Consider the following 25678-nt stretch of genomic DNA (forward strand, 5'->3'; position numbering starts at 1 on the left):
CGGCGCGGCCGTGGTCTACGGCCGGTAGTCACGATTCGGCTGCTCGTAGCCTTTTCTGGCCTCCGGATCACCCGCACCGCGCGCCGGCCCGAGCGACGAGCCGACGACCATCAATGCATCCACGACCCGCTTGAACGCGCGGCCGACAACCCGGCCGACGCGGACGACGACCCGATCTGTTTTCTCCGAAACCATGGGACCCCCCTGCCTCATCGTGGCACACGCGCCCCATTCGTTACCCTGATCGCAGACACGAGCGGAGGAGCGGCATGTCGGGACCGGGGCGACGCGACGTCTTCAGGATTCGCGGATTCTTCGCGTACTGGGCGTCGTACACCGTCTCGGGATTCGGCACGTACGTCACGACGCTGGCCCTCCAGGTGCTCGTGCTGGTGTCGCTGCACGGGACCGCCGCTGACATCGGGCTGCTCAACGCGGCCAGGTGGCTCCCGTATCTGGTGCTCGGCGTCGTGGTCGGGGCGTTGGTCGACCGGCGGAGGCGGTGCCCGGTGCTGATCGGGAGCGACCTCGGGCGGGCCGTGCTGCTGGCGTTGATCCCGCTGTTCTTCGTTCTCGGCGTGCTGAACATCCCGGTGCTGCTCGCGATCGTCTGCGCCGTGGGCCTGCTGTCGCTGTTCGGGGACGCCGCCTCCCAGTCGCTGGTGCCGCGGATCGTGCCCCGCAGCGCCCTGCTGGCCGCCCACGCCCGCACCGATCAGAGCGACGCCGTCGCGCAGACCTCTGGGCCGCTCGTCGCCGGTGCGCTGGTGTCGCTCGTCGGCGCGGCGTCCGCCATCGTCGTGGATGCGGTGTCCTACCTCTTCTCCGCGGTCGCGATCTGGCGGGTCAGGGTGGACGAACCACCGGCGACGGCGACCCCGGCCCGCAGCCTTCGCCGCGAGATCACGGAGGGGCTGCGGTGGGTCTACCGCCATCCCGTGCTCGGTCCGATGGCGTTCGGCTCGCACGGCTGGTTCTTCTTCAACAGCATCCTGGGCACGGTCTTCGTGCCGTTCGCGCTGCTCGCGCTCGACCTGAGCGCGTTCCAGCTCGGGATCGCCCTGGCCGGCGCCGGGGTCGCCGGGCTGATCGGCAGCTCGGTGTCGATCCGCGTCGGACGCCGCTGGGGAGCGGGCGTCGCAGTCGTCGCGAGCAACCTGCTGATGGCGGTCGGCTGGGTCCTCATCGCGACCGTGCCCGGCGACGCAGCCACCTGGCTGGTGGTGACGGTCCTCACGGTCGGCCAAGGGTTCTACGGGCTTGGGCTGGGACTCAGCAACGCCAACGAGATGGGCTACCGGCAAGCCGTCACCCCGGACGAGCTGCAGGCGCGCACCAACACCACGATGCGGTCGGCGAACCGCGCCATGATCGTCGTCGGGGCGCCCATCGGCGGCCTCGCCGCGACGGTCATCGGCTACCGGCCGACGCTCTGGATCGCGATAGCCGGGATCGTCGTGGTCACCGTCTTCCTCGCGCTCTCGCCGTTCGGTCGCGCGCGCCACGCGAGCGACGACGCGGTCGGCTGAGGGCACCACCCGCGCGGCGCGGCCACTCGCCCACCACGCTCACTCGCGGCGGGAGGCCGTGACCGTGAACTTGGCGTTGCGCGCCACCTGCCTGGTCGGCCCGACCGTGCGTTCCAGCGCGGAACGGTAGCCGAGGTGGGAGTTCCAGACCGTCCACAGTTCGCCGCCGGGGGCGAGGACGCGTGCGGCGTCGGCGAACATCCGGTGGGCGATCCCGGTGTGCACGGCGCTGCCGATGTGGAAGGGCGGGTTGAGGACGATCAGGTCGGCGCTCGCATCCGGCTGCCCGGCGAGACCGTTGTCGCGCACGACGGTGACGCGGTCGGCGACGCCGTTCGCCACAGCGGTGGCCGAGGCAGAGGCGACGGCCGCGGCGGACTGGTCGGTCGCGATGACCTGCAGGCCCGGCCTGCGCAGGGCGAGCGTGGTCGCGAGCACGCCGGTTCCGCAGCCGAGGTCGATGGCGGTGCGCGCATCCGGAGCGGCGGCGTCGATCACGCTGAGCAGGAAGCGGGTGCCGATGTCGACCGAGGTGCCCGCGAACGCGGTGCCGTGCGCGCACACTGTGATCCCGAGTTCGTCGTCGTGCGAACGCCGCGGCCACCGATCGTGCGCGTCCGCGACCGGCTGCGGATGCTCGGCGGTGAGCACACGCGCCTTCTGCCGGGCGAGCGACGCCGTGACGGAAGCGAAGGCACTGCCGAGCACCTCGTTCATGGCCAGGCTCATGTGTTTCAGCATTCCGCCCGCGTAGACGACCGCCTCCGGATGAGCGTGCGCCGCCACCAGCGTCGCGATCTCGTCCAGCGCATCCAGGCTCCGCGGCAGGCGCAGCAGGACCACCCGCGCGTCGCGGACGAGTTCGGCGTCGAGCGGGAGTCCACGGTATGCGTCCGAGTAGCCGAGCTCGGCGGCGTTGGCGGCGAGCGCCTGCTCGCCGGTGAGTGGATCCTGGTGCACGCGGATACCGGTGGCGCCCTCTGCGGCCGCCGCCAGGGTGAGCGCACCGTACGCGTCGCCGATGACGACGACCTCGCCGTCCGCAGCCGCGGCGACCGCATCCCGTGCCAGGTCGGCGATCAGGCGGTCGGCCGCATCCGAGGCGAACAGGTTCTCGCCTTCCACATCCGGCCACCGCCGCAACCGCGCATACTCGAACACGGGATCAATTCTCGCAGCCCCGGGATGCCCGCCGACCTCGCGGGATGCCCGACGGCCCGCGCATCCGGCGTCAGAGCCAGTTGTTCCGCTTGAACGCGTAGTACAGCCCGATGCCGGTCGCCAGCATCAGCGCGAGCGCGAACGGGTAGCCGAGCGCCCAGTGCAGCTCCGGCATGTGGTCGAAGTTCATCCCGTAGATCGTGCCGACGAGCGTCGGGGTGAACAGGATGGCCGCCCAGGACGAGATCTTCTTGACCTCGTCGTTCTGCGCCTGGCCGACGAGCGTGGTGTGCACCAGCAGCGCGTTCTGCAGGATCTGCCGGAACCCGTCCGCCCGCTCCACGATCCGGATGACGTGGTCGTGCACATCCCGGAACCGGTCGCGCAACGACTCGTCCGCACCGGATGCGGCGAGCGCGTCCCTGAGACTCTGCAGCACCCCGCCGAGCGGGTTGACTGCCCGCTGGAACGTCATCACCTCGGAAGACAGCTCGTAGATGCGGCGCGACACCGTGCGGTCGCCGTTGAAGAGCTGGTCCTCGATCTCGTCGATGTCGTTCTCGAGGCCGGCGATCACGGGCGCGTAGTCGTCGACGATCTGGTCCAGGATGCCGTACAGCACCCCGATCGGACCGGGCGCGAGCAGCCGGGGGTCGTGCTCCATCCTGTGCCGGACGATCGAGAGGTCCGGCCATTCGAAGTGCCGCACGGTGATGACGAACTGCTCGCCGAGGAAGACGTGCACCTCACCGAACTCGACCTTCTCGGTCTCGTCGATGTAGTGCGCGGGCCGCAGCGCCACGAACGTCGTGGTGCCGTACTTCTCCAGCTTTGCGCGCTGGTGCCCGCTCAGGGCGTCTTCCACGGCGAGCTCCGGCAGCTCGAACTCGGTCGCGACGGCTGCCAGCTCCTTCTCGGTCGGCCGGTACAGGCCGATCCAGGCGAACCCGTTGCGTTCCCGCACCGTCTCGAACGTCTGCTCCAGCGATGTCGGGTCAGCGGTGCGCCGACCGTCGACGTAGACGGCGTTGTCGACGATCATGGGGTCTCCTTCCGGGAGGGCTCCCCCACGCTACCCGGTCACACGGCGAGGTGGGGCGGAGGCGCGGGGCGTTGTGGTTGCGGGGACGCGTGAGCAGTGCAGCGCGCGCCACATAGAGGATGGATTAGTGTATGACGTTAGGTTCGGAATTTTAGATATCCGGGCTTCTACTCGATGACGAGAGGAACAGCATGACGAAGGTGACGAAGCGGTGGGTGTCCGCGTTCGCGGTGGGTACGACAATCGCGACGGCTGGCGCGGTTCCCGCATTCGCGGATAACCCGGACGACACGTTGGCGGTGGTGGCTTCCGCAACACCAGAGACCATCGAGTCTGCGGCGAGCGTGCCGACGACCGCTACCGGTGAGAATGCGATCGACGCGACCGTGGCCGGGGCGACGGTGACGGTGCCGGTCGACGCCTCCAACGGCATCACACTGGGCAGCGAAGGCGGCACGGTCTCGATCGGCCTCCCGTTCGCAGACCAGGCGGCGGACGCTGAGGTGCAGATGCCGGGTGTGGTGTCATTCGACAACCGCAATGGATCGAGCACGGTGCCGGTTGTCCAAAGCGACGGCAGTGTGCAGATCAACACCATCATCGAAGGGGCGGATGCGCCGACGTCGTACTCGTATGACTACTCCGGTGGCGTGACGTTGCGACGGTTGGCGGACGGCGGAATTATCGCTGTCGACGGAGCGGGAGAACTCGTGGCCTCCATCGCGCTGCCGTGGGCCAAGGATGCGCGAGGAAAGGATGTTGCGACGCGGTACGTCATCAACGGAACCACGCTCACGCAGATAGTTGAGCATGGCGTCGGGTCGGCGTACCCGATCGTCGCCGATCCGACGACACTCGGAAGCAACGGCTTCTACACCAGGATCGTCCAGAACAGCAGCTCGCAGGGAACGATCATCAGCGTCTATCCTGCACAGATCAAGTGGAATGCGTACTCGGGAGACACGATCTACGCGAACTACAAGGCGATCGTTCCCGCCGCCTACGAAGGAAACAAGTGGCGGGACCAACTCGTCTGCCACGCAGCCAACGTCGGGATCTGGAAGACACCCTGGAATCTGGATTCGTGGCGTCCCGACGTCGGCTACGCGCGCACTGTTCTCGCGGCGTGCAACCCGTAGTGAGGCAACCGTGAAGACGAGTCTCATCGGACTTGCCCTTTCCCTCGTGGGCACGGTCTCAGCCCTTTGGTCGGGCACCACGCTGTTCGAAAGCGGCGTCGATGCCGACCTGAACGGAACGGCGGGTCAGCTGAACCCGTTCGTCATCGCAGCGTTCGTCGCAGGGCTCTGCGCTGCCTGTGTGGGGCTCGTCCTGGCTGTGTACGGGATGTCGAAGCACAGCAGTTCCAGACACCCCGGCGGCAACCGGCAGAACTGAACCACGCTGGTCACACCGTGCATCCACACGGTGTGACCAGCGCACCGCTCACACCGTGAACTCCACCGCCTCCGACAGCTCCGCTACCGACGAACCGACCCGCACCGCGTACGTGCCTCTCTCTGTCAGCCAGGCGTGGTCGTCGACCGACCAGTGCTGCAGCGAGCGCGGTTCGATGGCGACAGTCGCGGCCGTCGATTCTCCCGCCTCCGCGCGCACCACCGCGTAGCCCGCGAGCCAGAGCGCCGGTCGCTCGATGTCGGAGTCCGACACCCGGCTCAGGTAGACCTGCACCACCTGCTTGCCCGCACGGTCGCCGACGTTGGTCACGGGAACGCTGACTTCGAGGCCGGCACCGCGAGCACCACCGCTTTCGACGCTCGGCTCCCCGAACTCCCAGCTCGTGTAGCCGAGGCCGTGACCGAACGGGATGGCCGGGGCCGGTCCGCCCGCCGCCTGCCTGCGCATCCACTCGCGGTAGCCGACGTTGAGCTTCTCGTCGTAGTAGAGCTGGCCATCGACGGGCTCGACCTGCCAGACAGGCACGTCGTCCTCCGTCGCCGCCCAGGTGGTCGGGATGCGGCCGCCCGGTTCGACGGCGCCGGTCAGCACGTCGGCGAGCGCGTGGCCCATCTCCTGGCCGGGGAACCAGGTGAGGAGCACGGCGGGAGCGTCGTCGAGCCAGGGGAGGATCACCGGGCCGCCCGAGTTGACGACGACGACGGTGCGCGGGTTCGCGGCGACGACGCGGCGCACGAGCTCGTCCTGTCCGTCCGGGAGGCGCAGGCCGTCGCGGTCGAAGCCCTCCGATTCCAGCTGCTCCGTCGTGCCGACGACCACGACGGCCACGTCGGAGGCCGCGGCGAGCGACACGGCGCGCTCCAGCTCGTCGTCCGCACTGCCGAAGGGCTCCTCGTAGCCGAGCGTGAACATCACGGCCGCGAGGCCGAGCTGCTGCTGGGGGCGGTGTTCGAGCCGCAGCGCGACCGTCTGCCCGGCCGCGAGCGTGATCGGGAAGGACTGCTTGGGCGGGTTGAGGAACGCCATGAACGGGTCGGTGCCGTCGGGGAAGAACAGGCCGTCGCTCTTCAGCTCGCCGTCGACCTCGAAGCGGAACAGTCCGAGACCGGCGAACCCGACCGCGTACTCGCCGTCCTCCGGCGCGGTGAACGTGGTGGTCGCCTCGACCACCGCCGTGTCGGCGAGCACGGGGTCTCCGAGCCATGTGAGACGGCCGCTTCCGCGGTGCTCATCCAGCACCACTTCGCCGTCAGCACCGAGGAAGCGCACGTGCACCCCGGATTCGCCGGTCGCCGGATCGGTGGCGACCGTCGCATCCACGGGGAGCAGCGACTCGGAGGCCCGCACCCCTGGCGCGAACGACACGCGCTCTGCGCCGAACGCCTCCTCAAGGCCGTCGAGCGGGGTGACGACGTGATCGGGGAACACCGTCGCCGATCCACCGCCCTGGCTGCGGGCGATGCGGGCGTGCTGACCGATCACCGCGACGGTGCCGGGGTCCGTGCCGAGCGGCAGGACGGGGGATGCGCCCGCCGCGTCGTTCTTCACCAGCACCATGCCGTCCGCCGCGGCCTCACGAAGAAGCGCGTCGATGCGCTCGGCCGGCCACGGCTCGGCCAGCGGGGTCACCGCTTCAACACCGTCGAGCGCGCCGAGACGCCCTGCCAGCCTCAGGATGCGCAGCACCTTCTCGTCGATGTCGGTCTCCGACACCTGACCGGCGCGCACGGCCTCGACCAGCGCATCGCCCCAGACGCCGTCCGGACCCGGCATCGCGAGGTCCTGTGCCGAGACACCGGCCGCGACCGTGTCGCGCACGCCCATCCAGTCGGAGACGACCACGCCGTCGAAGCCCCATTCGTCTTTGAGCGGGGAGCGCAGCAACTCGTTCTCGGTCATCGTGACGCCGTTGACCGAGTTGTACGACGACATCACCAGCCAGGCTCCGCCCTCGGTGACCATGCGCTCGAACGGCGCGAGGTAGACCTCGCGCAGGGTGCGCTCATCCACGTTGACGTTGACCGTCATGCGGTCGGTCTCGCTGTCGTTGGCGACGAAGTGCTTCGGGGTCGCGCCGACGCCGCAGGACTGCACGCCCTTGACGAACGCCGTGCCGACGACGCCGGACAGCCACGGGTCCTCGCTGTACGCCTCGAAGTGGCGGCCGCCGCGCGGCGAGCGCTGGATGTTGACGGTCGGGCCGAGTGCGACGCCGACGCCCTTGCGACGCGCCTCCGCAGCGATCAGCTGGCCGAGTGCGTACACCCGGTCGATGTCCCAGGATGCGGCGAGCGCGGTCGGCGACGGAAGGTTGGCCGAGCTGTCCCTCTCGTCCCAGAGCTGACCGCGCACACCGGCAGGTCCGTCGGAGACGACGATCGTGTCGAGCCCGATCTGCGGTTCGCTGTGCAGCGTCCAGAACGAGGCGCCGGTGAGCAGGCGCACCTTCTGTTCGAGGGTGAGGGAGGAGACGAGGCCGGCGACGACGGAGTCGGTGTCGGTGTCTGTGCTGAGGTCGGTCATGGTTGGTGCGTCTTTCGGTTCGATGGATGCGCTGGTCAGCGCACGGACTTGATCGGGAGGACCGCGAAGGCTCCGACGAGGGCGAGCACGATGCCGACGGGGAACAGCGGCGTGTACGAGCTGAAAGCGAAGACGAGCAGCCCGGCGAGTCCGGGGGCGAGCGTCTGCGGCAGGGTGGCGGCGATGTTGAGCACGCCGAGGTCTTTGGCGAAGTCGTCCTTCGACGGCAGGACCTCGCTCATCAGGGCGGTGTCGACGGCCTGGTATGCGCCGAAGCCGAGCCCGGAGACGAAGGCGAACAGCATCATCCCGGTGACGGTCGGCAGGATCAGCGGGAACACCAGCGAGATGGCCATGACGGAGCCCGCGATGATGACGACGATCTTCCTGCGGCCGATCTTGTCGGAGATCGGGCCGCCGATGAGGGTGGTGATGATGATGCCGACGAGGCTGATCAGACTGAGGACGGGCACCATGCCGACCGCGTTGGCGCCGAGGCCGATGTACTTCTGCAGGATGAACAGCTGGAAGCCGGTGACCATGAAGTAGCCGGCGTAGAGCAGCAGGCGGCCGGTGAAGCCCCAGAAGAAGTCCGGATGCTTGCGCGGACTGACCCAGAACGTCTGCAGGAAGGCGACGAAGCTGAACGGCGGCTTCGGCTCCCCCTTGTTCGAGCTGTCCGGGTTGAAGAGCACGAACAGCACGATGACGATGAGCGCGATTCCGGCGAAGGTGAGGTAGCCGGCCGGGATCGACTTCGCGAACTGGGCGCCGGCGATGGAGCCGCCGAGCGAGCCGAGCATGAGGCCGAGCCCGGACAGCGACGAGAACGTTCCGCGCGCTCCGCTCGGGACACGGTCCGGCAGGATCGCGCTCAGCGGCCCCTGGGCGAAGTTGAAGGTGATCTGCACCATCACCCAGCCGACGGTGAGCTGCACGATGCCGTTGGCCGCGCCCATGAAGAGGAGGGACAGGCCGCCGAGCAGCACGCCGAGGACCATCCACGGGGCGCGGCGGCCGAACCTGCTGCGCGTGCGGTCGGAGACGAGGCCGGCGACCGGCTGCGCGATCATCGCGGCGAACGCACCGATGGTCGCCACGAGCCCGAAGATGGGTCCGCTGTTCTGCTCGCCGACGATGCCCTGCACCTGCAGGGGGAGCAGCACGCCCGGCACGGCGCCCCAGATGGCGAAGATGGCGATGTTGCCCACCATCATCGACAGCATCAGCTTGAGCAGCCTGCCCCGGATGCGCACCTTCTCCGGGCGCTGCGCGCTGACGGCGGAGGTCGGGGCCGCGCTGAACGGGCTGCCGGCGGTGGTGATGGTCGACGCGAGCGCCGAGCTTTCGGGCACTCCGGAGAGGTTGGAGGGGATGGTGGGCTGAACCGGACGCTGGGGGGTGGTGCCGGTTTCTTCCGACGGCGTTGTCACAGGGGTTGTCCTTTCGAGCAGGCGACGTTGCGTGCTAACACGCGTAACCATAGGACACCGTCCGGCTTAATACAAGTCATTGGTCGGTTTTCCGCTTACTCGCGTAACCATCGAGGTCGCTCCGGCCTAGACTGAGACCAGGATGTTCACCCCTCACGTCGTCAAAGCCCCGACGAGCGCAGACGTCGCCCTCGCGGCAGGCGTCTCGCGCGCGACGGTCTCCTTCGTGCTCAACGACAAGCCCAACTCCCGGGTCTCAGACGACACCAGGCACCGCGTGCTCGAAGCCGCCAGGCTGCTCGGCTACACACCCAACACGGCGGCGCGGTCGCTCGCCAGCGGAGAGGCGGTCTCCGGGCTGCTGTTCACCGCATCCGGGCGCGACAGCGGAGCCACGCTGGAACGCGCGTTCGCCGCACTCCTCGCTCGCACCGTCGACGACGGGGTGGATGCGCTCAGCCACGTCGAGACCGACCTCACCGGTGCGGAGGCCGCCCAGCTCTGGGCTCGGCTGCGCCCGGAGGCCGTGCTCGCCGAGGCGGCCCGCTGCGACGCGGAGGCGACAGAGCTGCTGCGCCTCGCCGGGGTCCGCGCGCTGATCGTGCACGGCCAGGAGCCGGTCGGCTACGCCCCCACCCTCGTCGTGCCGCAGGAGCCGTTCGGCGACGCCGCCGTCAGCGAGCTCACGCGGCTCGGGCACGACCGGATCGTGTTCATCGCCCCGACAGACCCCACGGCCGCCGCGACCGCCGCCGCCCGCCTCGCCGGGGCGCGCGCCGCAGCAGCACGCGCCGGTGCCACCCTCACCGTCTCCCACGCCGGCACGTCGGCGGCCTCCCTCCGCGACTGGGCGCGCGGCTGGCGCTTCGACGCGGAGCGCCCCACCGCCGTCGCCGCATACGACGACCGCCTCGCGATGGCGGCCGTGCGCGCGCTGGCCGACGCGGGCATCCACGTGCCGCACGACGTGTCGGTGATCGGCGCAGACGACCACGCGGGCTCCGCCGAGTTCATCCCGCGCCTCAGCACGGTCGCCTTCGACGCGGACGCCCTCGCGGCGACCCTGCACGACGCGTACACGAGAATGCGCGCGGGCGAGCGCGTCGAACGCGTCGACGCACCGCCCGTGCGCGTCATCGCGCGCGAGTCCACTGCCGCCCCCAGCAGTGGCGGGGCGGGCAGGGAGCGCTAGGCCACCGCATCCCTGGCAGCGCTGAACGCCTCCACGCAGCGCCGGATCTCGTCCTCCGTGTGCGCCGCGGACAGCTGCACCCGGATGCGCGCCTTCCCGCGCGGGACCACCGGGAACGAGAACGCCGTCACGTACACGCCGTGGCGCTGCATCTCGTCGGCGATGCGCGCAGTGAGCGCTGCATCCCCGAACATCACCGGCACGATCGGGTGCTCGCCCGGCAGCAGGTCGAAGCCGGCCTCGGTCATCAGCGAGCGGAACAGTGCAGCGTTGGCGACGAGCTGCGCCCGCAGGTGGTCGGACTGCTCCAGCAGGTCGAGTGCCGCGATGGTGCCGGCGACGATCGACGGCGCCAGCGTGTTCGAGAACAGGTAGGGCCGTGCGCGCTGGCGCAGCAGGTCCACGATCTCGCGGTGCGACGACACGTAGCCGCCGGATGCGCCGCCCAGCGCCTTGCCGAACGTGCCGGTGTAGATGTCCACCCGGTCCGCCACGCCGCAGAACTCCGGCGTCCCCCTCCCGTGCTCCCCGACGAACCCGACGGCGTGGGAGTCGTCCACGAACACCAGGGCGCCGAACTCGTCCGCCAGGTCGCAGATCTCGCGCAGCGGGGCGATGTACCCGTCCATCGAGAACACGCCGTCTGTGACGATCACCGTGTGGCGGGCGCCCGCATCCCGTGCCGCGGTGAGCTGGGCGCGCAGGTCGGCCAGGTCGCGGTTCTTGTAGCGGAACCGCTGCGCCTTGGAGAGGCGGATGCCGTCGATGATGGATGCGTGGTTCAGCTCGTCGGAGACGATCGCGTCGTCCGCGGTGAACAGCGTCTCGAACACGCCGCCGTTCGCGTCGAAGCACGACGAGAACAGGATGGTCGCCTCCGTGCCGAGGAACTGCGACACCCGCCGCTCCAGCTCCAGGTGCTGCTCCTGCGTTCCGCAGATGAAGCGCACGCTGGCGAGGCCGTAACCCCAGTCGTCGAGCGCGAGCTTGGCCGCATCCCGCAGCGCAGGATGGTCGGCGAGGCCCAGGTAGTTGTTGGCGCAGAAGTTGAGCACCTCCGCGCCGTCCGCCACGATCTGCGACGACTGCGGACCGTGGATGCTGCGCTCGCGCTTGGTGAGCCCGGCCTCCTCGATCTCGCTCAGCTGCGTCGCGACCGTCTCCCGAAACGTTCCGTACATCAGAGCTCCGTCCAATCCAGGATCACTTTGCCTCCGCCTGCCGACGCCGCGGCGGCGAAACCCTTCTCCCAGTCCCGCGCGGCGAACCGGTCGGAGACGATGGAGGCGATGGCGTCGCGCAGCGTCGCCGACGTCTGCAGCATCGCGCCCATCGCGTTCCAGGTCTCGAACATCTCACGGCCGTAGATGCCCTTGAGGGTGAGCATGTGGGTGACCACGTTGCCCCAGTCGATCGCGATCGGCGCGGAGGGAAGCCCGAGCATGGCGATGCGGCCGCCGTGGTTCATGTTCTCGATCATCTGCGGCAGCGCGCTGGGCGCCCCGCTCATCTCGAAGCCGACGTCGAAGCCTTCGCGCATCCCGAGCGCCTGTTGCGCCGAGCGGATGGGGGCCTGCGAGACGTCGACCGTGTAGTCGGCGCCCATGCCCTCCGCGAGAGCGAGCCGGGATGCGCTGATGTCCGTGCCGACGATGAACCGCGCTCCGACGTGCCTCGCGACGGCGATGGCCATGAGGCCGATGGGGCCGCATCCGGTGACCAGCACGTCCTCGCCGACCACGGGAAACGCGAGGGCCGTGTGCACCGCGTTGCCGAGCGGGTCGAACAGTGCGCCGACCTCCGGCTCGATGGTGCTGTGGTGCACCCAGACGTTGGTGGCGGGGAGGGTGAGGTATTCGGCGAACGAACCGTTGCGCTGCACGCCGAGGCCCTGGGTGCGGATGCACATCTGGCGGCGGCCGGCGCGACAGTTGCGGCAGGTTCCGCAGACGATGTGCCCTTCGCCGGACACCTGATCGCCCACGGCGACGTCGTGCACCAGCGGCCCGACCTCGACCACCTCGCCGAAGAACTCGTGCCCGGGGATCAGCGGGGCGGCGACGGCGGAGGCCGCCCAGTCGTCCCAGCGCTGGATGTGCAGATCGGTTCCGCAGATGCCCGTCCGCAGCACGCGGATCTTGACGTCCTCCTGCCCGATCACGGGCTCCGGTACGTCGACCAGTTCGAGACCGGGTCCGGCCTCGCTCTTGAAGAGAGCCTTCATCGCCACCTTCCTTGTGGACGGCCCCTCGTGGGGGTGCTGAAGCTGTTCGGGATGCGCCGCCCTCGTGAGGCGGGACGTATCGCCGCTGACAGCCTAGACGGGCGAGAGGCTTCAGTCTCTGTCGAGCGGGCGCCAGACGACCACCTGGGTGCTGCGCCTGGTTCGGGTGCCCGCGCGCAGCGAGACGACCTCGCCCGCGGGGCCGGCGGCGAACACGCGGTGGCCCGGGCGGTTCAGGAGCTCGTCGGCCAGCGCCGTCTCCAGTTCGCGGACCCTGGTGGTCAGCGCTCCCACCTGATCCTCCAGGTCCAGGATGCGCCTGATCCCTTCCAGGCTCACGCCCTCCGCGCCGAGCCGCGCGATCTCCTGCAGCTTCGCCACATCCCGCATCGAGTACCTGCGGGACTTGCCCGCCGTCCTGCTCGGGCTGACGAGACCGAGCCTGTCGTACTGGCGGAGGGTCTGTGGGTGCATCCCCGCCAGTTCGGCCGCGATCGAGATCACGAAGACCTGGCTGTTCTCATCCATGATCAGGCGCGGGCCTTGGCGAGCAGCTCTTCGCGCGGGTTCTCGTCCGGAAGCTTCGCGGCGAACTCCTTGAGCGCCTCCTGAGCCTCGGCGGACAGGTGCGACGGCACGGCCACCTGGACGACGGCGAGCAGGTCGCCGGTGCCCTTCGAGGTCTGCACCCCGCGGCCCTTGACGCGCAGCACGCGGCCGCTCGGCGTTCCCGGAGCGACGCGCAGCTTGACGGGGTCGCCGCCCAGCGTCGGCACCTCGATGGTCGCGCCGAGGGCCGCCTCCGCGAACGTCACGGGAACCGTGACGCGCAGGTTGAGCCCGTCGCGCTCGAACACCGGGTGCTTGCGCACGGTGACGGTGAGGACGATGTCGCCCGGCTCTCCGCCATCCGGGCTGGGCTGGCCTTTGCCGCGCAGCTTGATCTTCTGCCCGTCGGCGACGCCGGCAGGGATCTTGACCTTGATCGGCTTGCCGTCCGACGCCTGCAGGGTGATGGTCTCGCCCTTGGTCGCCGTGATGAAGTCGATGGTGGTGTGCGCGGTCACGTCGCGGCCGCGGGTCGGTCCGCCGTAGCCGCGGAATCCGCCGCTCGCCGAACCGAAGCCACCGCCGCTGTTGCCGAACAGCCCTCCGAACACGTCGTCGAAGTTGCCGCCCTGCTGGTAGCTGTATCCGCGGTTGCCACCGCCGCCGAACATCCCGCCGAACACGTCGTCGAAGCCGCCCTGGCCTGCCGAGCCCGGCGCGGTGAAGCGGGCACCGGAGCCCATCGCGCGAATCTGGTCGTACTCTTTGCGCTGCTCGGGATCACCGAGCACGGAGTGCGCTTCGCTGATCTCCTTGAACTTGGCCTCTGCCGCCGGGTCGCCCGGGTTGGAGTCCGGGTGATACTTGCGCGCGAGCTTGCGGTAGACCTTTTTGAGCTCCGCGGGGGTGACGTCCTTGGAGACGCCAAGAACCTTGTAGAAGTCCTTGTCGAACCAGTCCTGGCTTGCCACGGCGCCTCCTTTCTCAGCCTGTGTGTGCCTGTGTGTATGAAGTCTGTTGGTGTGAAGTCTGTTGGTGTGAAGTCTGTGTGTATGAAGTCTGCATCTATCGCGAGCGCGCACCACGGAAGCGGCGGGATGAGGATCCCGCCGCTTCGCGTGGCGTGCGCATCCGGAGCCTAGGCCGGAACCGCGACGACGACCTTGGCCACCCGCACCGTGGTGGAGCCGAGCTTGTAGCCCGTCTCGACCACGTCCGCGACGGTGTCGACCGTCACGCCGGGGGTCGGCTGCTGGAAGATCGCCTCGTGGATCTGCGGGTCGAACGGGTCGCCCTTCTCGCCGTACGGCGTGAGGCCGAGTCGCTCAGCGGTGGTCCGGAGCTTGGCCGCGATGGTCGAGAACGCGCTGCCCTCTTCGAGGTCGCCGTGCTTCTCGGCACGGTCGAGGTCGTCGAGCACGGGAAGAAGGCTCTTCACCGTGTCGCCGACCGCGCGCTCGCGCTCGATCTCGCGGTTGGACTCTGTCCGCTTGCGGTAGTTCGCGTACTCCGCGGTGACCCGCTGGAGGTCGGCGAGCCGTTCGGCCGCGAGCTGGTCCGCCGTCGACTGGCCGCTCAGCACGTCCAGGTCTTCGTCGGAGAGGAAGGACCCGAGGCCCTCGCCGTCGGCCGGGCCGACATCGACGAGTTCCTCGTGGGCGAGGTCGGGGGCGTCGTTTCCGGCGTCCCCGCCCTCCTGGCCGTCCTGGCCGTCCTGGCCCGCCGGCTGCCGAACCTTGCCGGTCTCGGGGTCGATCCTCCGCTTGTCGCGGACTACCGGCTCCTCGCGCTCAGGGTCTTCGCCCTGCCCGTTGGGGTTCTGGTCCGACATGCTTACTTCTTCTCCTCGTCTTCGACGACCTCTGCGTCGATGACATCCTCGTCCGAGTTCTCCTCGGCGGGCTGGTCACCTGCAGGAGCCTGCTCACCGGCGCCCGCGTCGGCCTGAGCGGACGAGTAGATCGCCTCTCCGAGCTTCTGCTGGCTCGCGTTGAGCTTGTCGTACGCGGTCTTGACAGCGTCCTCGTCGTCGCCCGCGAGTGCGGTCTTCAACGCGTCGACGTCGCCCTGGACCTCGTTCTTGACGTCTTCGGGGAGCTTGTCCTCGTTGTCCTTGATCAGCTTCTCGATCGAGTATGCGAGCTGCTCGGCCGTGTTGCGGGTCTCGGCGGTCTCACGACGCTTCTTGTCCTCGGCCGCGTGCTCCTCGGCCTCGCGCACCATGCGCTCGATGTCGTCCTTCGGCAGCGAGGAACCGCCGGTGATCGTCATCGACTGCTCCTTGCCGGTGCCCTTGTCCTTGGCGGACACGTGCACGATGCCGTTGGCGTCGATGTCGAAGGTCACCTCGACCTGCGGGATGCCACGGGGTGCCGGGGCGATGCCGGTGAGCTCGAAGGTGCCGAGCGGCTTGTTGTCGCGGGTGAACTCACGCTCGCCCTGGAAGACCTGGATGGCGACGGACGGCTGGTTGTCGTCCGCGGTCGTGAAGGTCTCGCTGCGCTTGGTCGGGATCGCGGTGTTGCGGTCGATCAGCTTCGTCATGATGCCGCCCTTGGTCTCGATTCCGAGGCTCAGGGGGGTCACGTCGATGAGCAGGACGTCCTTGCGCTCGCCCTTCAGGACGCCGGCCTGGAGTGCGGCGCCGACGGCGACGACCTCATCCGGGTTCACGCCCTTGTTGGGCTCCTTGCCGCCGGTCTCCTGCTTCACGAGCTCGCTCACGGCGGGCATGCGGGTGGAACCACCGACGAGCACGACGTGCGAGATGTCGGACACCTTGATGCCGGCCTCACGGATGACGTCCTGGAACGGCTTCTTGGTGCGGTCGAGGAGGTCGCTGGTCATCTGCTCGAACTGGGCGCGGGTGAGCGTCTCGTCGAGATTGGCCGGGCCGTTCTCCGTCAGCGACAGGTACGGCAGCTGGATGCTCGTCGACATGCTCGACGAGAGCTCCTTCTTGGCCTGCTCAGCGGCTTCCTTCAGACGCTGCAGGGCGATCTTGTCCTTCGAGACGTCGACACCGGTCGAGTCCTTGAAGCGCTTGATCAGCCACTCGACGATGCGCTGGTCCCAGTCGTCTCCACCGAGGCGGTTGTCACCGGCGGTCGCGCGGACCTGGATGGTCGAGAAGTCGTCGTCCTTGCCCACCTCGAGGAGGGAGACGTCGAAGGTTCCACCACCGAGGTCGAAGACCAGGATGAGCTCGTCTTCCTTGCCCTTGTCGAGGCCGTACGCGAGTGCGGCTGCGGTGGGCTCGTTGATGATGCGGAGCACGTTGAGGCCCGCGATCTCACCGGCCTCCTTGGTGGCCTGACGCTCGGCGTCGTTGAAGTACGCGGGGACGGTGATGACGGCGTCCGTCACGGTGTCTCCGAGGTACTGCTCCGCGTCCCTCTTGAGCTTGGCGAGGATGCGGGCCGAGATCTCCTGCGGCGTGTACTTCTTGTCGTCGATCTCGACCGTCCAGTCGGTGCCCATGTGGCGCTTGACCGACGCGATGGTGCGGTCGACGTTGGTCACGGCCTGGCGCTTGGCGGTCTCGCCGACGAGCACCTCGCCGTCCTTCGTGAACGCGACGACCGACGGGGTGGTGCGGAAACCCTCCGCGTTGGCGATGACGGTGGGCTCGCCACCCTCGAGGACGGCGACGACCGAGTTCGTGGTTCCGAGGTCGATTCCTACTGCACGTGACATATGTGCTGTTCTCCTTTTGTTGCTGGATGTTCGGTTGTAAAAGCTGGGGGTCAAGAGTTGAGTCCCGACGGCTCAAGTGTCGCATCCGCGGGGGAGGCTGTCAAGCTGCGAGCTCTAAACTTGAGCACACTAGACTCAACTTTGGCGAGAGGGGTTTCATTCCCGGAATCGGCGGGAAGAACGGCGCATCCAGCCGTGAATGCTCAGTCGCGGAGGAGCATCCCGCGCCCGGCGTAGAAGCGCTCGAACTCATCGACGGGCAGGGATGCGTCCGCCGCCGTCCGCCCGATGCCGGACGGATTGTGGAACGACACGGTCTCCCCGTCGAAGCCGTGCACGAGCACGAGGTGGCCGCCGACCCGCTCGTTGGGCCGGTCCGGGTAGCGGATCTCGGGCGCGACAGACGCGATGGCCACGACGCCGGGCGCCACCGCCGAGAAGTGCTCGCGCGCGGTCACCCCCTCGACGACCTCGCCGTCCAGGCCGAACTCGTCGGCGATCCAGGAGAGGAACGGGCGGTAGTAGAGGCCGCGGACGGTGTGCTCCTCCGGGACGAGCGCGCCAGCATCCATCGCCCCATCGATCAGCTCGCGCATCGTCGCATCGGCGGCGGACGGCCGCCACACCCGCACCACGGAACGGAGGCAGGCCAGGCCGCAGACGTTTCGCGCCCAGTAGCGGTACTCGTCGGCGGTCGCGTACCCGTCGAGCATCCAGTCGTGGTGGGCCGCCGGGTCCTCCCCGCGGACGATCAGCGCCTCGTTGCAGCGCGGGTCGCCCCACTGCGACTCGTACGGGAATGACGACCCCGGATTCACACCGCCTCCACAAGGACCGTCGATAGCGTGCTGTACATGGTTCCGGAGTCCTTTCACGTCGATCACAACGGCCCGCTGCTGTCGTCCAGGGCCATCGAGGCTCTGCAGAACATCGACCCGGCGACTCTGGATGAGGTGCAGGCGTTCAACACGGACTTCGCGCGGTTCATCATGCCCTACAAGTTCGGCATCGACGAGATCTCCACCAAGGTGTCGATCCTCCGCGAAGAGTTCGCCGAGCTGCACGACTACAACCCGATCGAGCACATCAACAGCAGGCTCAAGTCGGCGGAGAGCATCGAGCAGAAGATCGTCCGCAAAGAGTGCGAGCCGTCGTTCGACGCGATCAGGGAGGCGATCACCGACATCGCGGGCATCCGGATCGTCTGCAGCTTCGTCTCCGACGTCTACCACGTGTTCGAGCTGCTCTCCGCGCAGGCGGACGTGAACGTGCTGCGCGTGAAGGACTACATCGCGCACCCGAAGCCCAACGGCTACAAGAGCCTGCACGCGATCGTCGAGGTCCCGGTGTTCCTGTCCGGCGGGCCGATCGCGGTGCCCGTCGAGGTGCAGATCCGCACGGTCGCGATGGACTTCTGGGCGAGCCTCGAGCACAAGATCTACTACAAGTACGACGGCGAGGTGCCGGATGAGCTGCTGCGCGACCTCACCGACGCCGCCGTCAAGGCGAACCAGCTCGACATCACGATGGAGAGCCTGCACCGCCAGGTGCGCAACCACGGCGGCAACCAGTACACGCTGCCGATCGCGATCTAGGCATCCCGCGGGTCAGTATCCGACGACGCCCGTGAAGTCCGGGGAGCCGTCTGGGCGAGCAGGGAGCGGCTGGCCGCTGATGTAGCGGGGCCACTCCAGCCGTAGCCCGGCGGCGGCGTCGAGCCGCGGGTACGCGGCGGTCGGCGGCACCGGGGTGGTGGATGCGGTCGGTGCGGCGGGTGCAGCCGGCGGGGCGGGCGCGGCCTGGGCGGGGAATGCGGGCGCTGCGGGCGCGACAGGCGGCGTGAACGCCATCGGCGGGGTGGATGCGGCGGGCGGCGCCGACGGGAACGCCTGCGGCGCGAACGTCGCCGCGGGCGGTGGCACCTGCTGCTGCACCGCCGCCTTCGGCCCGAACAGCGAGTACGTGAGCGGGATCAGGATCGTGCCCAGCGCATCCAGGATCGCCACCACCGCCAGCAGCCGCCAGTACGTCTCGCCGAAGTCCACCGTCGGCAGCGCAAGCGGCAGCGAGAGGCCGAGCGTCAGCGCACCCACGAGCAGCAGGGTCACCACGGTCACGTTGCTCATCACCGGGCCCGTGAACCGGCGCTGCGTGTTCAGCACCAGATGGATGTGCAGCAGGCCGAGCCTGGTCACCGCCACCAGTGCGAACCAGGCGAACGGCTCCCACCACGGGCGGTAGGCGAACGGATCGTACGGTCCGCCCGCGACCGGCACCCAGATCTTCGCCAGGCCGGCCATCAGCAGGTAGGCGGACGTGATCACGCTGACCACCCCGAACCAGGGAGCGCGCCGGGCGGAGACGTCCGCGTCGTACCAGGACACCAGCGAGAAGAACACGAGCAGCGCGATGGTGCCGATGAGCCGCCAGCAGGTCTCGTCGAACCGGCCGATGACGACCGCGTACACGCCGACCAGCGCGGCGGCGATGAGCGCGCCGATCACGATGCGGGGCAGCAGATGCCGCACCCAGCCGTACTGTCGAACTTCGTGCGCCGTAGCGGTCATTCCAGCCTCCCGTGCCTCGTATGCCGCTCCGGACATATTGCGCATCCGGAGCACCTTCGGCCGCGAGCCTACCGGCGTCCGGACGACACCGGGAACCGTGCGCGCACGGATCATCGGCACCGGGCGCGCCACGGCGTCCCGGTTCACCCTCCGGCAACCGCGAACCCATACGCTGTGCACATGAGCACTCCTCCGAGCGCGAACGGCAGCGACGCCGAGCGCGGCAAGCAGCCGGCGCCCGCGAACACCGACGCCCTGGTCACCTCGACCTCTCCGCTGTTCGTGGACAGTTCGGCCGAGCGGCGCATCCCGCGTCGTCAGGTGGTGTCGTGGGCGCTGTGGGATTGGGGCGGCGCGGCGTTCAACGCGGTCATCACCACGTTCGTGTTCACCGTCTATCTGACCGGCAGCCTGTTCGTCGACCCCGCCCTCGTCGCCGCCCGGGATGCGGAGACCGACCTCAAAGGACCGGCCCACGCCGCCGTCACCGCGGCAGAGGCTCCGCTGTCGAGCGGGCTCGGCTGGGGGCTCGCCATCGCGGGCATCGTGGTCGCCCTGATCGCGCCGGTGCTCGGGCAGCGCACCGACGGGTCCGGCAGGCGCAAGCTGTGGCTCGGCATCAACACCGGCGTGGTCGTGGTGATGACCGCGCTGATGTTCTTCGTGGTCGGCGAGCCGAGCTATTTCCTGTTCGGAGTGGTCCTGGTGGCCGTCGGCACGATCTTCTACGAGATCGCGACGGTCAACTACAACGCGATGCTGGTGCAGGTCTCCACGCCGAAGACCGTTGGCCGGGTCAGCGGGTTCGGCTGGGGCGCGGGATACCTGGGCGGCATCGTCCTGCTCCTCATCGTCTACTTCGGTCTCGTCACCGGCAACGACGACGGCACGGGCGGGATGCTCCACGTCACCGAGGACGCCGGCCTCAACATCCGGATCATCGCGCTGATCGCCGCCGCCTGGACGCTGATCTTCTCGCTGCCCGTGCTGATCGCCGTGCCGGAGATGCCGATCGGCTCCCGCCGCCCGCGCGTCGGGTTCTTCCAGTCGTACGGCGTGCTGGTGCGCGACATCGGGACGCTGTGGAAGGAGAGCAGGAACACGGTGCTCTTCCTGATCGCGTCCGCGCTGTTCCGCGATGGGCTGGTCGGCGTGTTCACGTTCGGCGGCATCCTCGCCCAGGGCACGTTCGGGTTCAGCAGCGGCGACGTCATCATCTTCGCCATCGCGGCCAACGTGGTCGCGGGCATCAGCACCTTCGTCTCCGGCCGGTTCGACGACCGGTTCGGCGCGAAACCGGTGATCGTCACCTCCCTGGTCGGCCTCGTGATCGCCGGGCTCGCGGTGTTCTTCGCGCACGACCTCGGCGCGACGGCGTTCTGGATCGGCGGCCTCGTTCTGTGCCTGTTCGTCGGGCCGGCGCAGTCGGCGAGCAGGACGTTCCTCGCCAGAGTCACGCCCGCCGGCCGCGAGGGCGAGGTGTTCGGGCTGTACGCGACCACCGGACGCGCCGTCTCGTTCCTCGCGCCGCTGCTGTTCGCGACGTTCGTCGCGGTCGGCGGCGCGCAGTACTGGGGCATTCTCGGGATCGTGCTGGTGCTGGCCGCGGGCCTCGCCCTCCTCATCCCGGTGCGCGCTACGAAGTAATCGAGTCCGAACTTGTTCACGCGACACGCCGCGCTGGGCGTGAACAACTTCGGACTCGATGGATGCGCGCGGACGCGGAGGCGGGACATCGGCGTGGGATGCTGCCGGGATACGCTCGAAGAATGCCGCACCCCGTGATCATCGTGTCCGCCGTCGCGTTCGTCAGGGAGGACGGGCACGTGCTCACGGTGCGCAAGCGGGGAACATCCCGGTTCATGCTGCCCGGCGGCAAGCCGGAGCCCGGCGAGTCCGCGGCCGAGGCCGCGGTGCGGGAGGTGCGCGAGGAGGTGGGCATCCGGCTCGCCATCGACGAACTCCGGCTGCTGGGTGCGTGGGAGGCCGACGCCGCGAACGAACCCGGCCACACGCTCGATGCGACGGTATACGCAGCCGAACTCGCCGGCGTGCCGGTGGCCGCGGCGGAGATCGCCGAGCTGCGCTGGTCGGACCCGGCCGACCCGCTGGGCGACCTCGCCCCATTGCTCCGCGACCGCGTCATCCCTGCGCTCGCGCTGTCAGGGGGCGCGGAGGGCGGCGAGCTTGCGGGAGAGGGCGGCGCGCTCGGGGGGTGACGGGCAGGCGGCGTGCGCCTCTTCGAGGGCGGCGATGGCCGCATCCCGTCGGCCGAGGCGCGTCAGCAGCTCGCCCCGGGTGGCCGGAAGCAGGTAGGAGCCCGCGAGGTCGCCGCGCGCGACCATCGCGTCGACGAGAGCGAGGCCCGCTGCCGGGCCGTCGGACATGGCCACCGCGACCGCGCGGTTCAGCTCGATGACCGGCGACGGGGCCAGCCGGCCGAGTGCCTCGTAGAGCAGCACGATGCGTTTCCAGTCGGTCTCCGCCACCGACGGCGCCACCGCGTGACACTCGGCGATCGACGCTTGCAGACCGTACGCCCCGAGCCCGCGGCCGGCGGATGCGGCGTGCGCGAGAGCTGCGCGACCACGGAGGATCGCCGCCTGATCCCACAGACCCCTGTCCTGGTCTTCGAGCAGGATCGGCTCGCCCCGCGCATCCATCCTGGCCGGAAAGCGCGCGGCGGTCAGCTCCATCAGCGCCAGCAGGCCGAACACCTCCGGCTCAGGGGCGAGGCGCACCAGCACCCGCGCCAGCCGCCTGGCCTCGTCGGCGAGGTCGGTGCGCATCCACGTCTGGCCAGTGGATGCGAACGAGCCCTCCGAAAACACCAGATAGACCACTTGCAGCACCGAGCCGAGGCGTTCGGCGCGCTCGTCCGGCTCCGGGATCGCGAACGGGATGCGCGCGGCGGCGATGGTCTTCTTCGCGCGGGTGATTCTGGCCTGGATGGTCGGAACCGGCACGAGGAACGCCCGCGCTATCTCCTCGCTCGTGAGACCGCCGACGACCCGCAGGGTCAGGGCGATCCTCGCCTCCCGGGAGAGGACGGGGTGGCAGCTGACGAACATGAGCGCGGGCACGTCGTCGTCGATGGCATCCGGAGCGAACAGGGCGTCGGCACCCGGCAGCTCCTCCTCCAGGTCGCGGGCGAGGAGCGCATACCGCTCATCGCGGGCCGCCCTCCTGCGGAACGAGTCGATCGCCCGGCGCCGCCCGACGGTCAACAGCCAGCCGGTCGGCTGCGCGGGGACGCCGTCGACCGCCCAGGAGACGAGCGCCTCTGCAAGCGCCTCCTGGGCAAGGTCTTCGGCCAGCGCGAAGTCGCCGGTGTAGCGCGCGAGGGCGCCGACGACGCGGGCGGACTCCATCCGCCACACCGCCTCGACCGCCGCGCGCGCCGGGGTGGGCGGTGGGGTGGGCGCCGGAGTGGGCGAGCCTGGCGTGCTCAGAGCTGCCCGGTCTGCTCGCGCCAGGCTCGTTCCTTCTGGATCCACTCGTTGTCCTGGGGGAACTCGTCGATCGACGGCACACGGCGGATCTCGATGATGCTGCCGGACGTCATCGGCGCCCGCTTCGCCCACTCGACGGCCTCCTGCACAGAGGCGACATCGAGGATGTAGTAGCCGTTGAACAGCTCGCGCGTCTCCCCGTACGGACCGTCGGTGACCACCGGCGCCTCCCCGGTGAAGTCGACGACCACGCCCTCGCTCGGGTCGGCGAGACCCTCGGCGGCCAGCAGGACCCCGGCCCGGATGAGCTCGTCGTTGAACCGGCCCATCGCATCCAGGACCTCGGTGAAGTCGACGTTCGCGAAAGCCGCCGCAGCAGCCTCGGTGGGCCGCAGGATGAGCATGTACTTGGACATTGGGTTTTCTCCTTGATCTGAGGTCGCTCTTCGACCTTTGCACCCAGAGGTCGAACGGCGCGAGCCCCGATCGACATGAATGCGGGGAGATTTCGGAATTTCTTTTGCGCGCTGGGGTGGGAAGCGGGCGTCGGCGGTCAGTCGCGCGGCCACGCCCGCACGAACCGGGCGAACAGGTCCGCGAACTCCCGCGCCTCTTGCGGCGTGAACGTCGCGAGGGCCTGCTCCACCGCCGAGCGCCGGTGGGTGCGCACCTCGCCGATCTGCTTGCGTCCCGCGGCGGTCAACTGGATGAGGGTGCGCCGCGCATCCGCCGGATCGGTGACCCTGCTGACGAGTCCGCGATCGACCGCCTCCTGCACGAGCCTGCTCGCCCGCGGCTGGTCGACGCCGATGGCGGGCGCGAGGGTGCTGATCGAGTACGTCGTGCCGTCGCGCTCGGCCGCTTCGAGCACGTCGAGCATCCGGAAGCGGGCGGCGCGTCCGAGTGAGCCGTCGGGGCGGCCGCGGCGTCCGGGACCCGGACGACCGGAGTCGCCGAACGCGGGGAAGCCGGGGAAGGCGCCTGCGCCAGTACCCGGCTCCTGATCGCCACCACCGTGTTCGCCATGTTCACCGTGGTCGTGCGTGCGCGGGTCGTGGTGGTCGCCGTGGCCGCCCCAGCCCGGGCCGCCGTGGGCGGTGCGGCCGAAGCCGTCCTGCCACGGCGGGCGTCCGGGCATCCCGTGGCTGGGCGGGCCTCCGTGCATCCGACGCCGCGACTGGTCGTGGCGCACGGCTATCAGCGACTGCTCGACGAGCGCGACGATGTCCGCATCCTGCGAATCGGATTCGGGGGCTTGACCATCCATTTCCATGTATGTAATCATACAACTGCTTGTAACAGTACATGCAATAGGAAAGGGTTCGACAATGAACACCCACACGAATTCACACACCACCCCGCCGGCCTACTGGTTCGGCGTCATCGAGCACGAGCTCCGCCACCGGATGCGCGACGAGCTCTCCGACTTCGACCTCCGCCGCGGAAGCTGGCGCATCCTCAGCACGATCGCCGACGGCGCCACCAGCGTCGACGAGGTCGCCGCTGCCCTCCCGCCCCGCCGTGGACGGGCCAGCCGAGACAACCGAGGCGGCAGAGGCCGCATGCCGTTCGGCGGCACGCGCGGCTGGAACGGCCGCGGCGAGTCCCGGCGGGACAGCGACGGGCACGGACGCTTCGGCGACCACCCCCGATTCGCCTCCGACAGCGAGCGCGCCGCCTTCTGGGAGGAACGCCGTCAGCGCTTCGAGGGGCTGCGCGCGCAGCACCACGGGGAGCACCCGCACCGCCCCGGTCCGTTCGCCGCTGGCCACCAGCACCCGCACGACCACCACGGCGAGCACCCGCACGGTGACCACCACCACGGCGAGCACCCCCACCACCACGACCACCCCCGCAAGCACCACTCCCCCGCCTCCCGCGTCGAGTCGACCATCGCCGATTTCGCGGAGCGCGGATGGGTCACCCTGTCCGGCGAGCGCAACGAGCGCGTCGAGCTGACCGAGGCCGGGCGTGCGGCGTACGAGTCGGCGCTGGCGCGCATCCAGGGAGTCCGGGATGCGGTGACCGCCGGCATCGCGGAGGAGGACTACACGACCACGCTCCAAACGCTCGAAGCGATGGCCCGCAACCTCGGCTGGCGCGAGCGCCCCGCCCAGGACGGTCAGCCGTCCGACGCGGCGGAGTGAGCACCGTGACCACGCGGGCGCGCCCCGGTTCCCCAGGGACCGGGGCGCGCTCGCGTTCCGCCGTGCGGCGGGGGCGAGTGCCCGCGTCCTGATCGGCGAGAATGGATGCATGACCGCATCCCGCGAAGAGGTCGTCCTGCTCGCCGACGACGGCACCCCGATCGGGGTCGCCGACAAAGCGACCGTCCACACCACGGACACGCCCCTGCATCTGGCGTTCTCGTGCCACCTGTTCGACGGCGATGGACGCATCCTGGTCACCAGGCGGGCGCTGAGCAAACTGACCTGGCCCGGCGTGTGGACGAACTCGTTCTGCGGGCATCCGGCCCCCGGCGAAGACTTCGAGGACGCCATCGCGCGCCGTGCTGGTCAGGAGCTGGGCGCCGCGATCGACAACCTGGTGGTGGCCCTCCCCGATTTCCGCTACCGGGCAGTGGATGCGGCGGGCATCGTCGAGTACGAGGTGTGCCCGGTGTACACGGCCACGATCTCCGGCGAGCTCGCCCCCGAGCCGAGCGAGGTGGCGGAGTGGCGCTGGGTGGACCCGCGCGTGCTGCTCGACGCCGTCGAGGCGACGCCGTGGGCGTTCAGCCCGTGGCTCACACTGCAGCTTCCCGCGCTGTACGCCGATACGAGCCTCGAGGCGTCCGACCTGATCTGAGTCGGCCGAACAATGAAATGAACTCATTATTTCCACCTGTGTAATTCACTGTGGATAACTAGCTCGCCGTATTCCGCACGGCA

The 25678-nt window shown here is 69.3% G+C and carries 25 protein-coding genes; 9 read left to right on the forward strand and 16 right to left on the reverse strand.

All coding sequences use genetic code 11. From position 1 onward, the window contains the following. Nucleotides 1-15 precede the first annotated feature (15 nt). Nucleotides 16-195, reverse strand: a complete 180-nt coding sequence (locus tag AC1ROC_RS08955; protein ID WP_492999588.1) for a hypothetical protein — start codon at nt 193-195, stop codon at nt 16-18. Nucleotides 196-269: 74 nt separating this feature from the next. Here AC1ROC_RS08955 and AC1ROC_RS08960 point away from each other — a divergent pair, with 74 nt between their 5' ends. Further along, nucleotides 270-1529 (forward strand): MFS transporter, encoded by a 1260-nt coding sequence (locus AC1ROC_RS08960; protein ID WP_492999590.1) that lies wholly within the window; start codon nt 270-272, stop codon nt 1527-1529. A gap of 39 nt (nt 1530-1568) precedes the next feature. On the opposite strand, the gene AC1ROC_RS08965 is transcribed toward AC1ROC_RS08960, so the two are convergent. Beyond that, a complete protein-coding gene (locus AC1ROC_RS08965) occupies nt 1569-2690 on the reverse strand; it encodes a class I SAM-dependent methyltransferase (protein WP_492999592.1) in 1122 nt (373 codons plus the stop codon). Between the two features lie 70 nt (nt 2691-2760). Further along, the gene (gene corA, locus AC1ROC_RS08970) at nt 2761-3732 is read right to left on the reverse strand and encodes a magnesium/cobalt transporter CorA (RefSeq protein ID WP_492999594.1); all 972 of its coding nucleotides are present in this window, start codon (nt 3730-3732) and stop codon (nt 2761-2763) included. Nucleotides 3733-3923: 191 nt separating this feature from the next. On the opposite strand from corA, the gene AC1ROC_RS08975 reads away from it, so the two are divergent. Together AC1ROC_RS08975 and AC1ROC_RS08980 are read left to right on the forward strand one after the other, a co-directional pair. Next, entirely contained in the window at nt 3924-4871 is a 948-nt protein-coding gene (locus AC1ROC_RS08975) for a DUF2599 domain-containing protein (protein WP_492999596.1), read from the forward strand. A gap of 10 nt (nt 4872-4881) precedes the next feature. Then, nucleotides 4882-5130: a hypothetical protein gene (locus tag AC1ROC_RS08980; protein WP_492999597.1), complete on the forward strand. Its 249-nt coding sequence runs from the start codon at nt 4882-4884 to the stop codon at nt 5128-5130. A gap of 48 nt (nt 5131-5178) precedes the next feature. On the opposite strand, the gene AC1ROC_RS08985 is transcribed toward AC1ROC_RS08980, so the two are convergent. Both AC1ROC_RS08985 and AC1ROC_RS08990 read right to left on the reverse strand, forming a co-directional pair. Beyond that, nucleotides 5179-7674, reverse strand: a complete 2496-nt coding sequence (locus AC1ROC_RS08985) for a beta-glucosidase family protein (RefSeq protein ID WP_492999599.1) — start codon at nt 7672-7674, stop codon at nt 5179-5181. 35 nt (nt 7675-7709) lie between these two features. Continuing rightward, entirely contained in the window at nt 7710-9107 is a 1398-nt protein-coding gene (locus AC1ROC_RS08990; RefSeq protein ID WP_492999601.1) for an MFS transporter, read from the reverse strand. A 142-nt stretch (nt 9108-9249) separates the two neighbouring features. Here AC1ROC_RS08990 and AC1ROC_RS08995 point away from each other — a divergent pair, with 142 nt between their 5' ends. Beyond that, nucleotides 9250-10299 (forward strand): LacI family DNA-binding transcriptional regulator, encoded by a 1050-nt coding sequence (locus tag AC1ROC_RS08995; RefSeq protein WP_492999602.1) that lies wholly within the window; start codon nt 9250-9252, stop codon nt 10297-10299. On the opposite strand, the gene AC1ROC_RS09000 is transcribed toward AC1ROC_RS08995, so the two are convergent. The 7 genes from AC1ROC_RS09000 to AC1ROC_RS09030 all read right to left on the reverse strand — a co-directional run bounded on the left by AC1ROC_RS09000 (nt 10296) and on the right by AC1ROC_RS09030 (nt 17586). Further along, the gene (locus AC1ROC_RS09000; RefSeq protein ID WP_492999604.1) at nt 10296-11480 is read right to left on the reverse strand and encodes a glycine C-acetyltransferase; all 1185 of its coding nucleotides are present in this window, start codon (nt 11478-11480) and stop codon (nt 10296-10298) included. The two genes, AC1ROC_RS08995 and AC1ROC_RS09000, sit on opposite strands and share 4 nt — an antisense overlap. Next, nucleotides 11480-12523: an L-threonine 3-dehydrogenase gene (tdh, locus tag AC1ROC_RS09005; RefSeq protein WP_492999606.1), complete on the reverse strand. Its 1044-nt coding sequence runs from the start codon at nt 12521-12523 to the stop codon at nt 11480-11482. The genes AC1ROC_RS09000 and tdh overlap by 1 nt, the downstream gene beginning before the upstream one ends. Nucleotides 12524-12634: 111 nt before the next feature. Further along, nucleotides 12635-13051, reverse strand: coding sequence for a heat shock protein transcriptional repressor HspR (locus AC1ROC_RS09010; RefSeq protein WP_085368231.1), 417 nt, complete (start codon nt 13049-13051; stop codon nt 12635-12637). 2 nt (nt 13052-13053) lie between these two features. Further along, the gene (locus AC1ROC_RS09015) at nt 13054-14043 is read right to left on the reverse strand and encodes a DnaJ C-terminal domain-containing protein (RefSeq protein WP_492999608.1); all 990 of its coding nucleotides are present in this window, start codon (nt 14041-14043) and stop codon (nt 13054-13056) included. Between the two features lie 167 nt (nt 14044-14210). Then, the gene (locus AC1ROC_RS09020; protein WP_168690490.1) at nt 14211-14903 is read right to left on the reverse strand and encodes a nucleotide exchange factor GrpE; all 693 of its coding nucleotides are present in this window, start codon (nt 14901-14903) and stop codon (nt 14211-14213) included. A 2-nt stretch (nt 14904-14905) separates the two neighbouring features. Further along, nucleotides 14906-16768, reverse strand: a complete 1863-nt coding sequence (gene dnaK / locus AC1ROC_RS09025; RefSeq protein WP_168690491.1) for a molecular chaperone DnaK — start codon at nt 16766-16768, stop codon at nt 14906-14908. Nucleotides 16769-16971: 203 nt separating this feature from the next. Then, entirely contained in the window at nt 16972-17586 is a 615-nt protein-coding gene (locus AC1ROC_RS09030; protein ID WP_492999611.1) for a C39 family peptidase, read from the reverse strand. Between the two features lie 36 nt (nt 17587-17622). On the opposite strand from AC1ROC_RS09030, the gene AC1ROC_RS09035 reads away from it, so the two are divergent. After that, nucleotides 17623-18363 carry a GTP pyrophosphokinase gene (locus AC1ROC_RS09035; RefSeq protein ID WP_085368394.1) on the forward strand — a complete coding sequence of 247 codons (741 nt, stop codon included), beginning with the start codon at nt 17623-17625 and terminating at the stop codon, nt 18361-18363. Between the two features lie 12 nt (nt 18364-18375). On the opposite strand, the gene AC1ROC_RS09040 is transcribed toward AC1ROC_RS09035, so the two are convergent. Continuing rightward, nucleotides 18376-19380: a hypothetical protein gene (locus tag AC1ROC_RS09040; RefSeq protein WP_492999612.1), complete on the reverse strand. Its 1005-nt coding sequence runs from the start codon at nt 19378-19380 to the stop codon at nt 18376-18378. 135 nt (nt 19381-19515) lie between these two features. Here AC1ROC_RS09040 and AC1ROC_RS09045 point away from each other — a divergent pair, with 135 nt between their 5' ends. Together AC1ROC_RS09045 and AC1ROC_RS09050 are read left to right on the forward strand one after the other, a co-directional pair. Then, entirely contained in the window at nt 19516-20982 is a 1467-nt protein-coding gene (locus tag AC1ROC_RS09045) for an MFS transporter (RefSeq protein ID WP_492999614.1), read from the forward strand. A gap of 122 nt (nt 20983-21104) precedes the next feature. After that, nucleotides 21105-21554 (forward strand): NUDIX hydrolase, encoded by a 450-nt coding sequence (locus tag AC1ROC_RS09050; protein WP_492999616.1) that lies wholly within the window; start codon nt 21105-21107, stop codon nt 21552-21554. Here AC1ROC_RS09050 and AC1ROC_RS09055 read toward each other — a convergent pair. From AC1ROC_RS09055 to AC1ROC_RS09065, 3 genes are all read right to left on the reverse strand, one after another. Continuing rightward, on the reverse strand, nt 21498-22706 hold the full coding sequence (locus AC1ROC_RS09055) for an RNA polymerase sigma factor (RefSeq protein ID WP_493000007.1): 1209 nt from the start codon (nt 22704-22706) through the stop codon (nt 21498-21500). The genes AC1ROC_RS09050 and AC1ROC_RS09055 overlap by 57 nt on opposite strands. A 77-nt stretch (nt 22707-22783) precedes the next feature. Further along, complete coding sequence (locus AC1ROC_RS09060) at nt 22784-23203, reverse strand: YciI family protein (RefSeq protein WP_168690496.1); 420 nt, start codon at nt 23201-23203, stop codon at nt 22784-22786. 137 nt (nt 23204-23340) lie between these two features. Beyond that, the gene (locus AC1ROC_RS09065; protein ID WP_492999619.1) at nt 23341-24060 is read right to left on the reverse strand and encodes a MarR family winged helix-turn-helix transcriptional regulator; all 720 of its coding nucleotides are present in this window, start codon (nt 24058-24060) and stop codon (nt 23341-23343) included. Nucleotides 24061-24115: 55 nt separating this feature from the next. On the opposite strand from AC1ROC_RS09065, the gene AC1ROC_RS09070 reads away from it, so the two are divergent. Both AC1ROC_RS09070 and idi read left to right on the forward strand, forming a co-directional pair. Then, nucleotides 24116-24934 (forward strand): hypothetical protein, encoded by an 819-nt coding sequence (locus AC1ROC_RS09070; RefSeq protein WP_492999620.1) that lies wholly within the window; start codon nt 24116-24118, stop codon nt 24932-24934. Between the two features lie 109 nt (nt 24935-25043). After that, nucleotides 25044-25595, forward strand: a complete 552-nt coding sequence (gene idi / locus AC1ROC_RS09075; protein WP_492999623.1) for an isopentenyl-diphosphate Delta-isomerase — start codon at nt 25044-25046, stop codon at nt 25593-25595. Nucleotides 25596-25678: the final 83 nt, after the last annotated feature.

It is taken from the genome of Leifsonia sp. GW821-FHT13C05 (assembly GCF_058806515.1).

Bases quoted from the DNA above. Each gene is read 5' to 3' on its own strand.
- AC1ROC_RS08955 (WP_492999588.1), bottom strand. From the start codon at position 195: ATGGTTTCGGAGAAAACAGATCGGGTCGTCGTCCGCGTCGGCCGGGTT.
- AC1ROC_RS08960 (WP_492999590.1), top strand. From the start codon at position 270: ATGTCGGGACCGGGGCGACGCGACGTCTTCAGGATTCGCGGATTCTTC.
- corA (WP_492999594.1), bottom strand. From the start codon at position 3,732: ATGATCGTCGACAACGCCGTCTACGTCGACGGTCGGCGCACCGCTGAC.
- AC1ROC_RS08975 (WP_492999596.1), top strand. From the start codon at position 3,924: ATGACGAAGGTGACGAAGCGGTGGGTGTCCGCGTTCGCGGTGGGTACG.
- AC1ROC_RS08985 (WP_492999599.1), bottom strand. From the start codon at position 7,674: ATGACCGACCTCAGCACAGACACCGACACCGACTCCGTCGTCGCCGGC.
- AC1ROC_RS08995 (WP_492999602.1), top strand. From the start codon at position 9,250: ATGTTCACCCCTCACGTCGTCAAAGCCCCGACGAGCGCAGACGTCGCC.
- AC1ROC_RS09000 (WP_492999604.1), bottom strand. From the start codon at position 11,480: ATGTACGGAACGTTTCGGGAGACGGTCGCGACGCAGCTGAGCGAGATC.
- tdh (WP_492999606.1), bottom strand. From the start codon at position 12,523: ATGAAGGCTCTCTTCAAGAGCGAGGCCGGACCCGGTCTCGAACTGGTC.
- AC1ROC_RS09010 (WP_085368231.1), bottom strand. From the start codon at position 13,051: ATGGATGAGAACAGCCAGGTCTTCGTGATCTCGATCGCGGCCGAACTG.
- AC1ROC_RS09020 (WP_168690490.1), bottom strand. From the start codon at position 14,903: ATGTCGGACCAGAACCCCAACGGGCAGGGCGAAGACCCTGAGCGCGAG.
- dnaK (WP_168690491.1), bottom strand. From the start codon at position 16,768: ATGTCACGTGCAGTAGGAATCGACCTCGGAACCACGAACTCGGTCGTC.
- AC1ROC_RS09035 (WP_085368394.1), top strand. From the start codon at position 17,623: ATGGTTCCGGAGTCCTTTCACGTCGATCACAACGGCCCGCTGCTGTCG.
- AC1ROC_RS09040 (WP_492999612.1), bottom strand. From the start codon at position 19,380: ATGCGCAATATGTCCGGAGCGGCATACGAGGCACGGGAGGCTGGAATG.
- AC1ROC_RS09045 (WP_492999614.1), top strand. From the start codon at position 19,516: ATGAGCACTCCTCCGAGCGCGAACGGCAGCGACGCCGAGCGCGGCAAG.
- AC1ROC_RS09050 (WP_492999616.1), top strand. From the start codon at position 21,105: ATGCCGCACCCCGTGATCATCGTGTCCGCCGTCGCGTTCGTCAGGGAG.
- AC1ROC_RS09055 (WP_493000007.1), bottom strand. From the start codon at position 22,706: ATGGAGTCCGCCCGCGTCGTCGGCGCCCTCGCGCGCTACACCGGCGAC.
- AC1ROC_RS09060 (WP_168690496.1), bottom strand. From the start codon at position 23,203: ATGTCCAAGTACATGCTCATCCTGCGGCCCACCGAGGCTGCTGCGGCG.
- AC1ROC_RS09065 (WP_492999619.1), bottom strand. From the start codon at position 24,060: ATGGAAATGGATGGTCAAGCCCCCGAATCCGATTCGCAGGATGCGGAC.
- AC1ROC_RS09070 (WP_492999620.1), top strand. From the start codon at position 24,116: ATGAACACCCACACGAATTCACACACCACCCCGCCGGCCTACTGGTTC.
- idi (WP_492999623.1), top strand. From the start codon at position 25,044: ATGACCGCATCCCGCGAAGAGGTCGTCCTGCTCGCCGACGACGGCACC.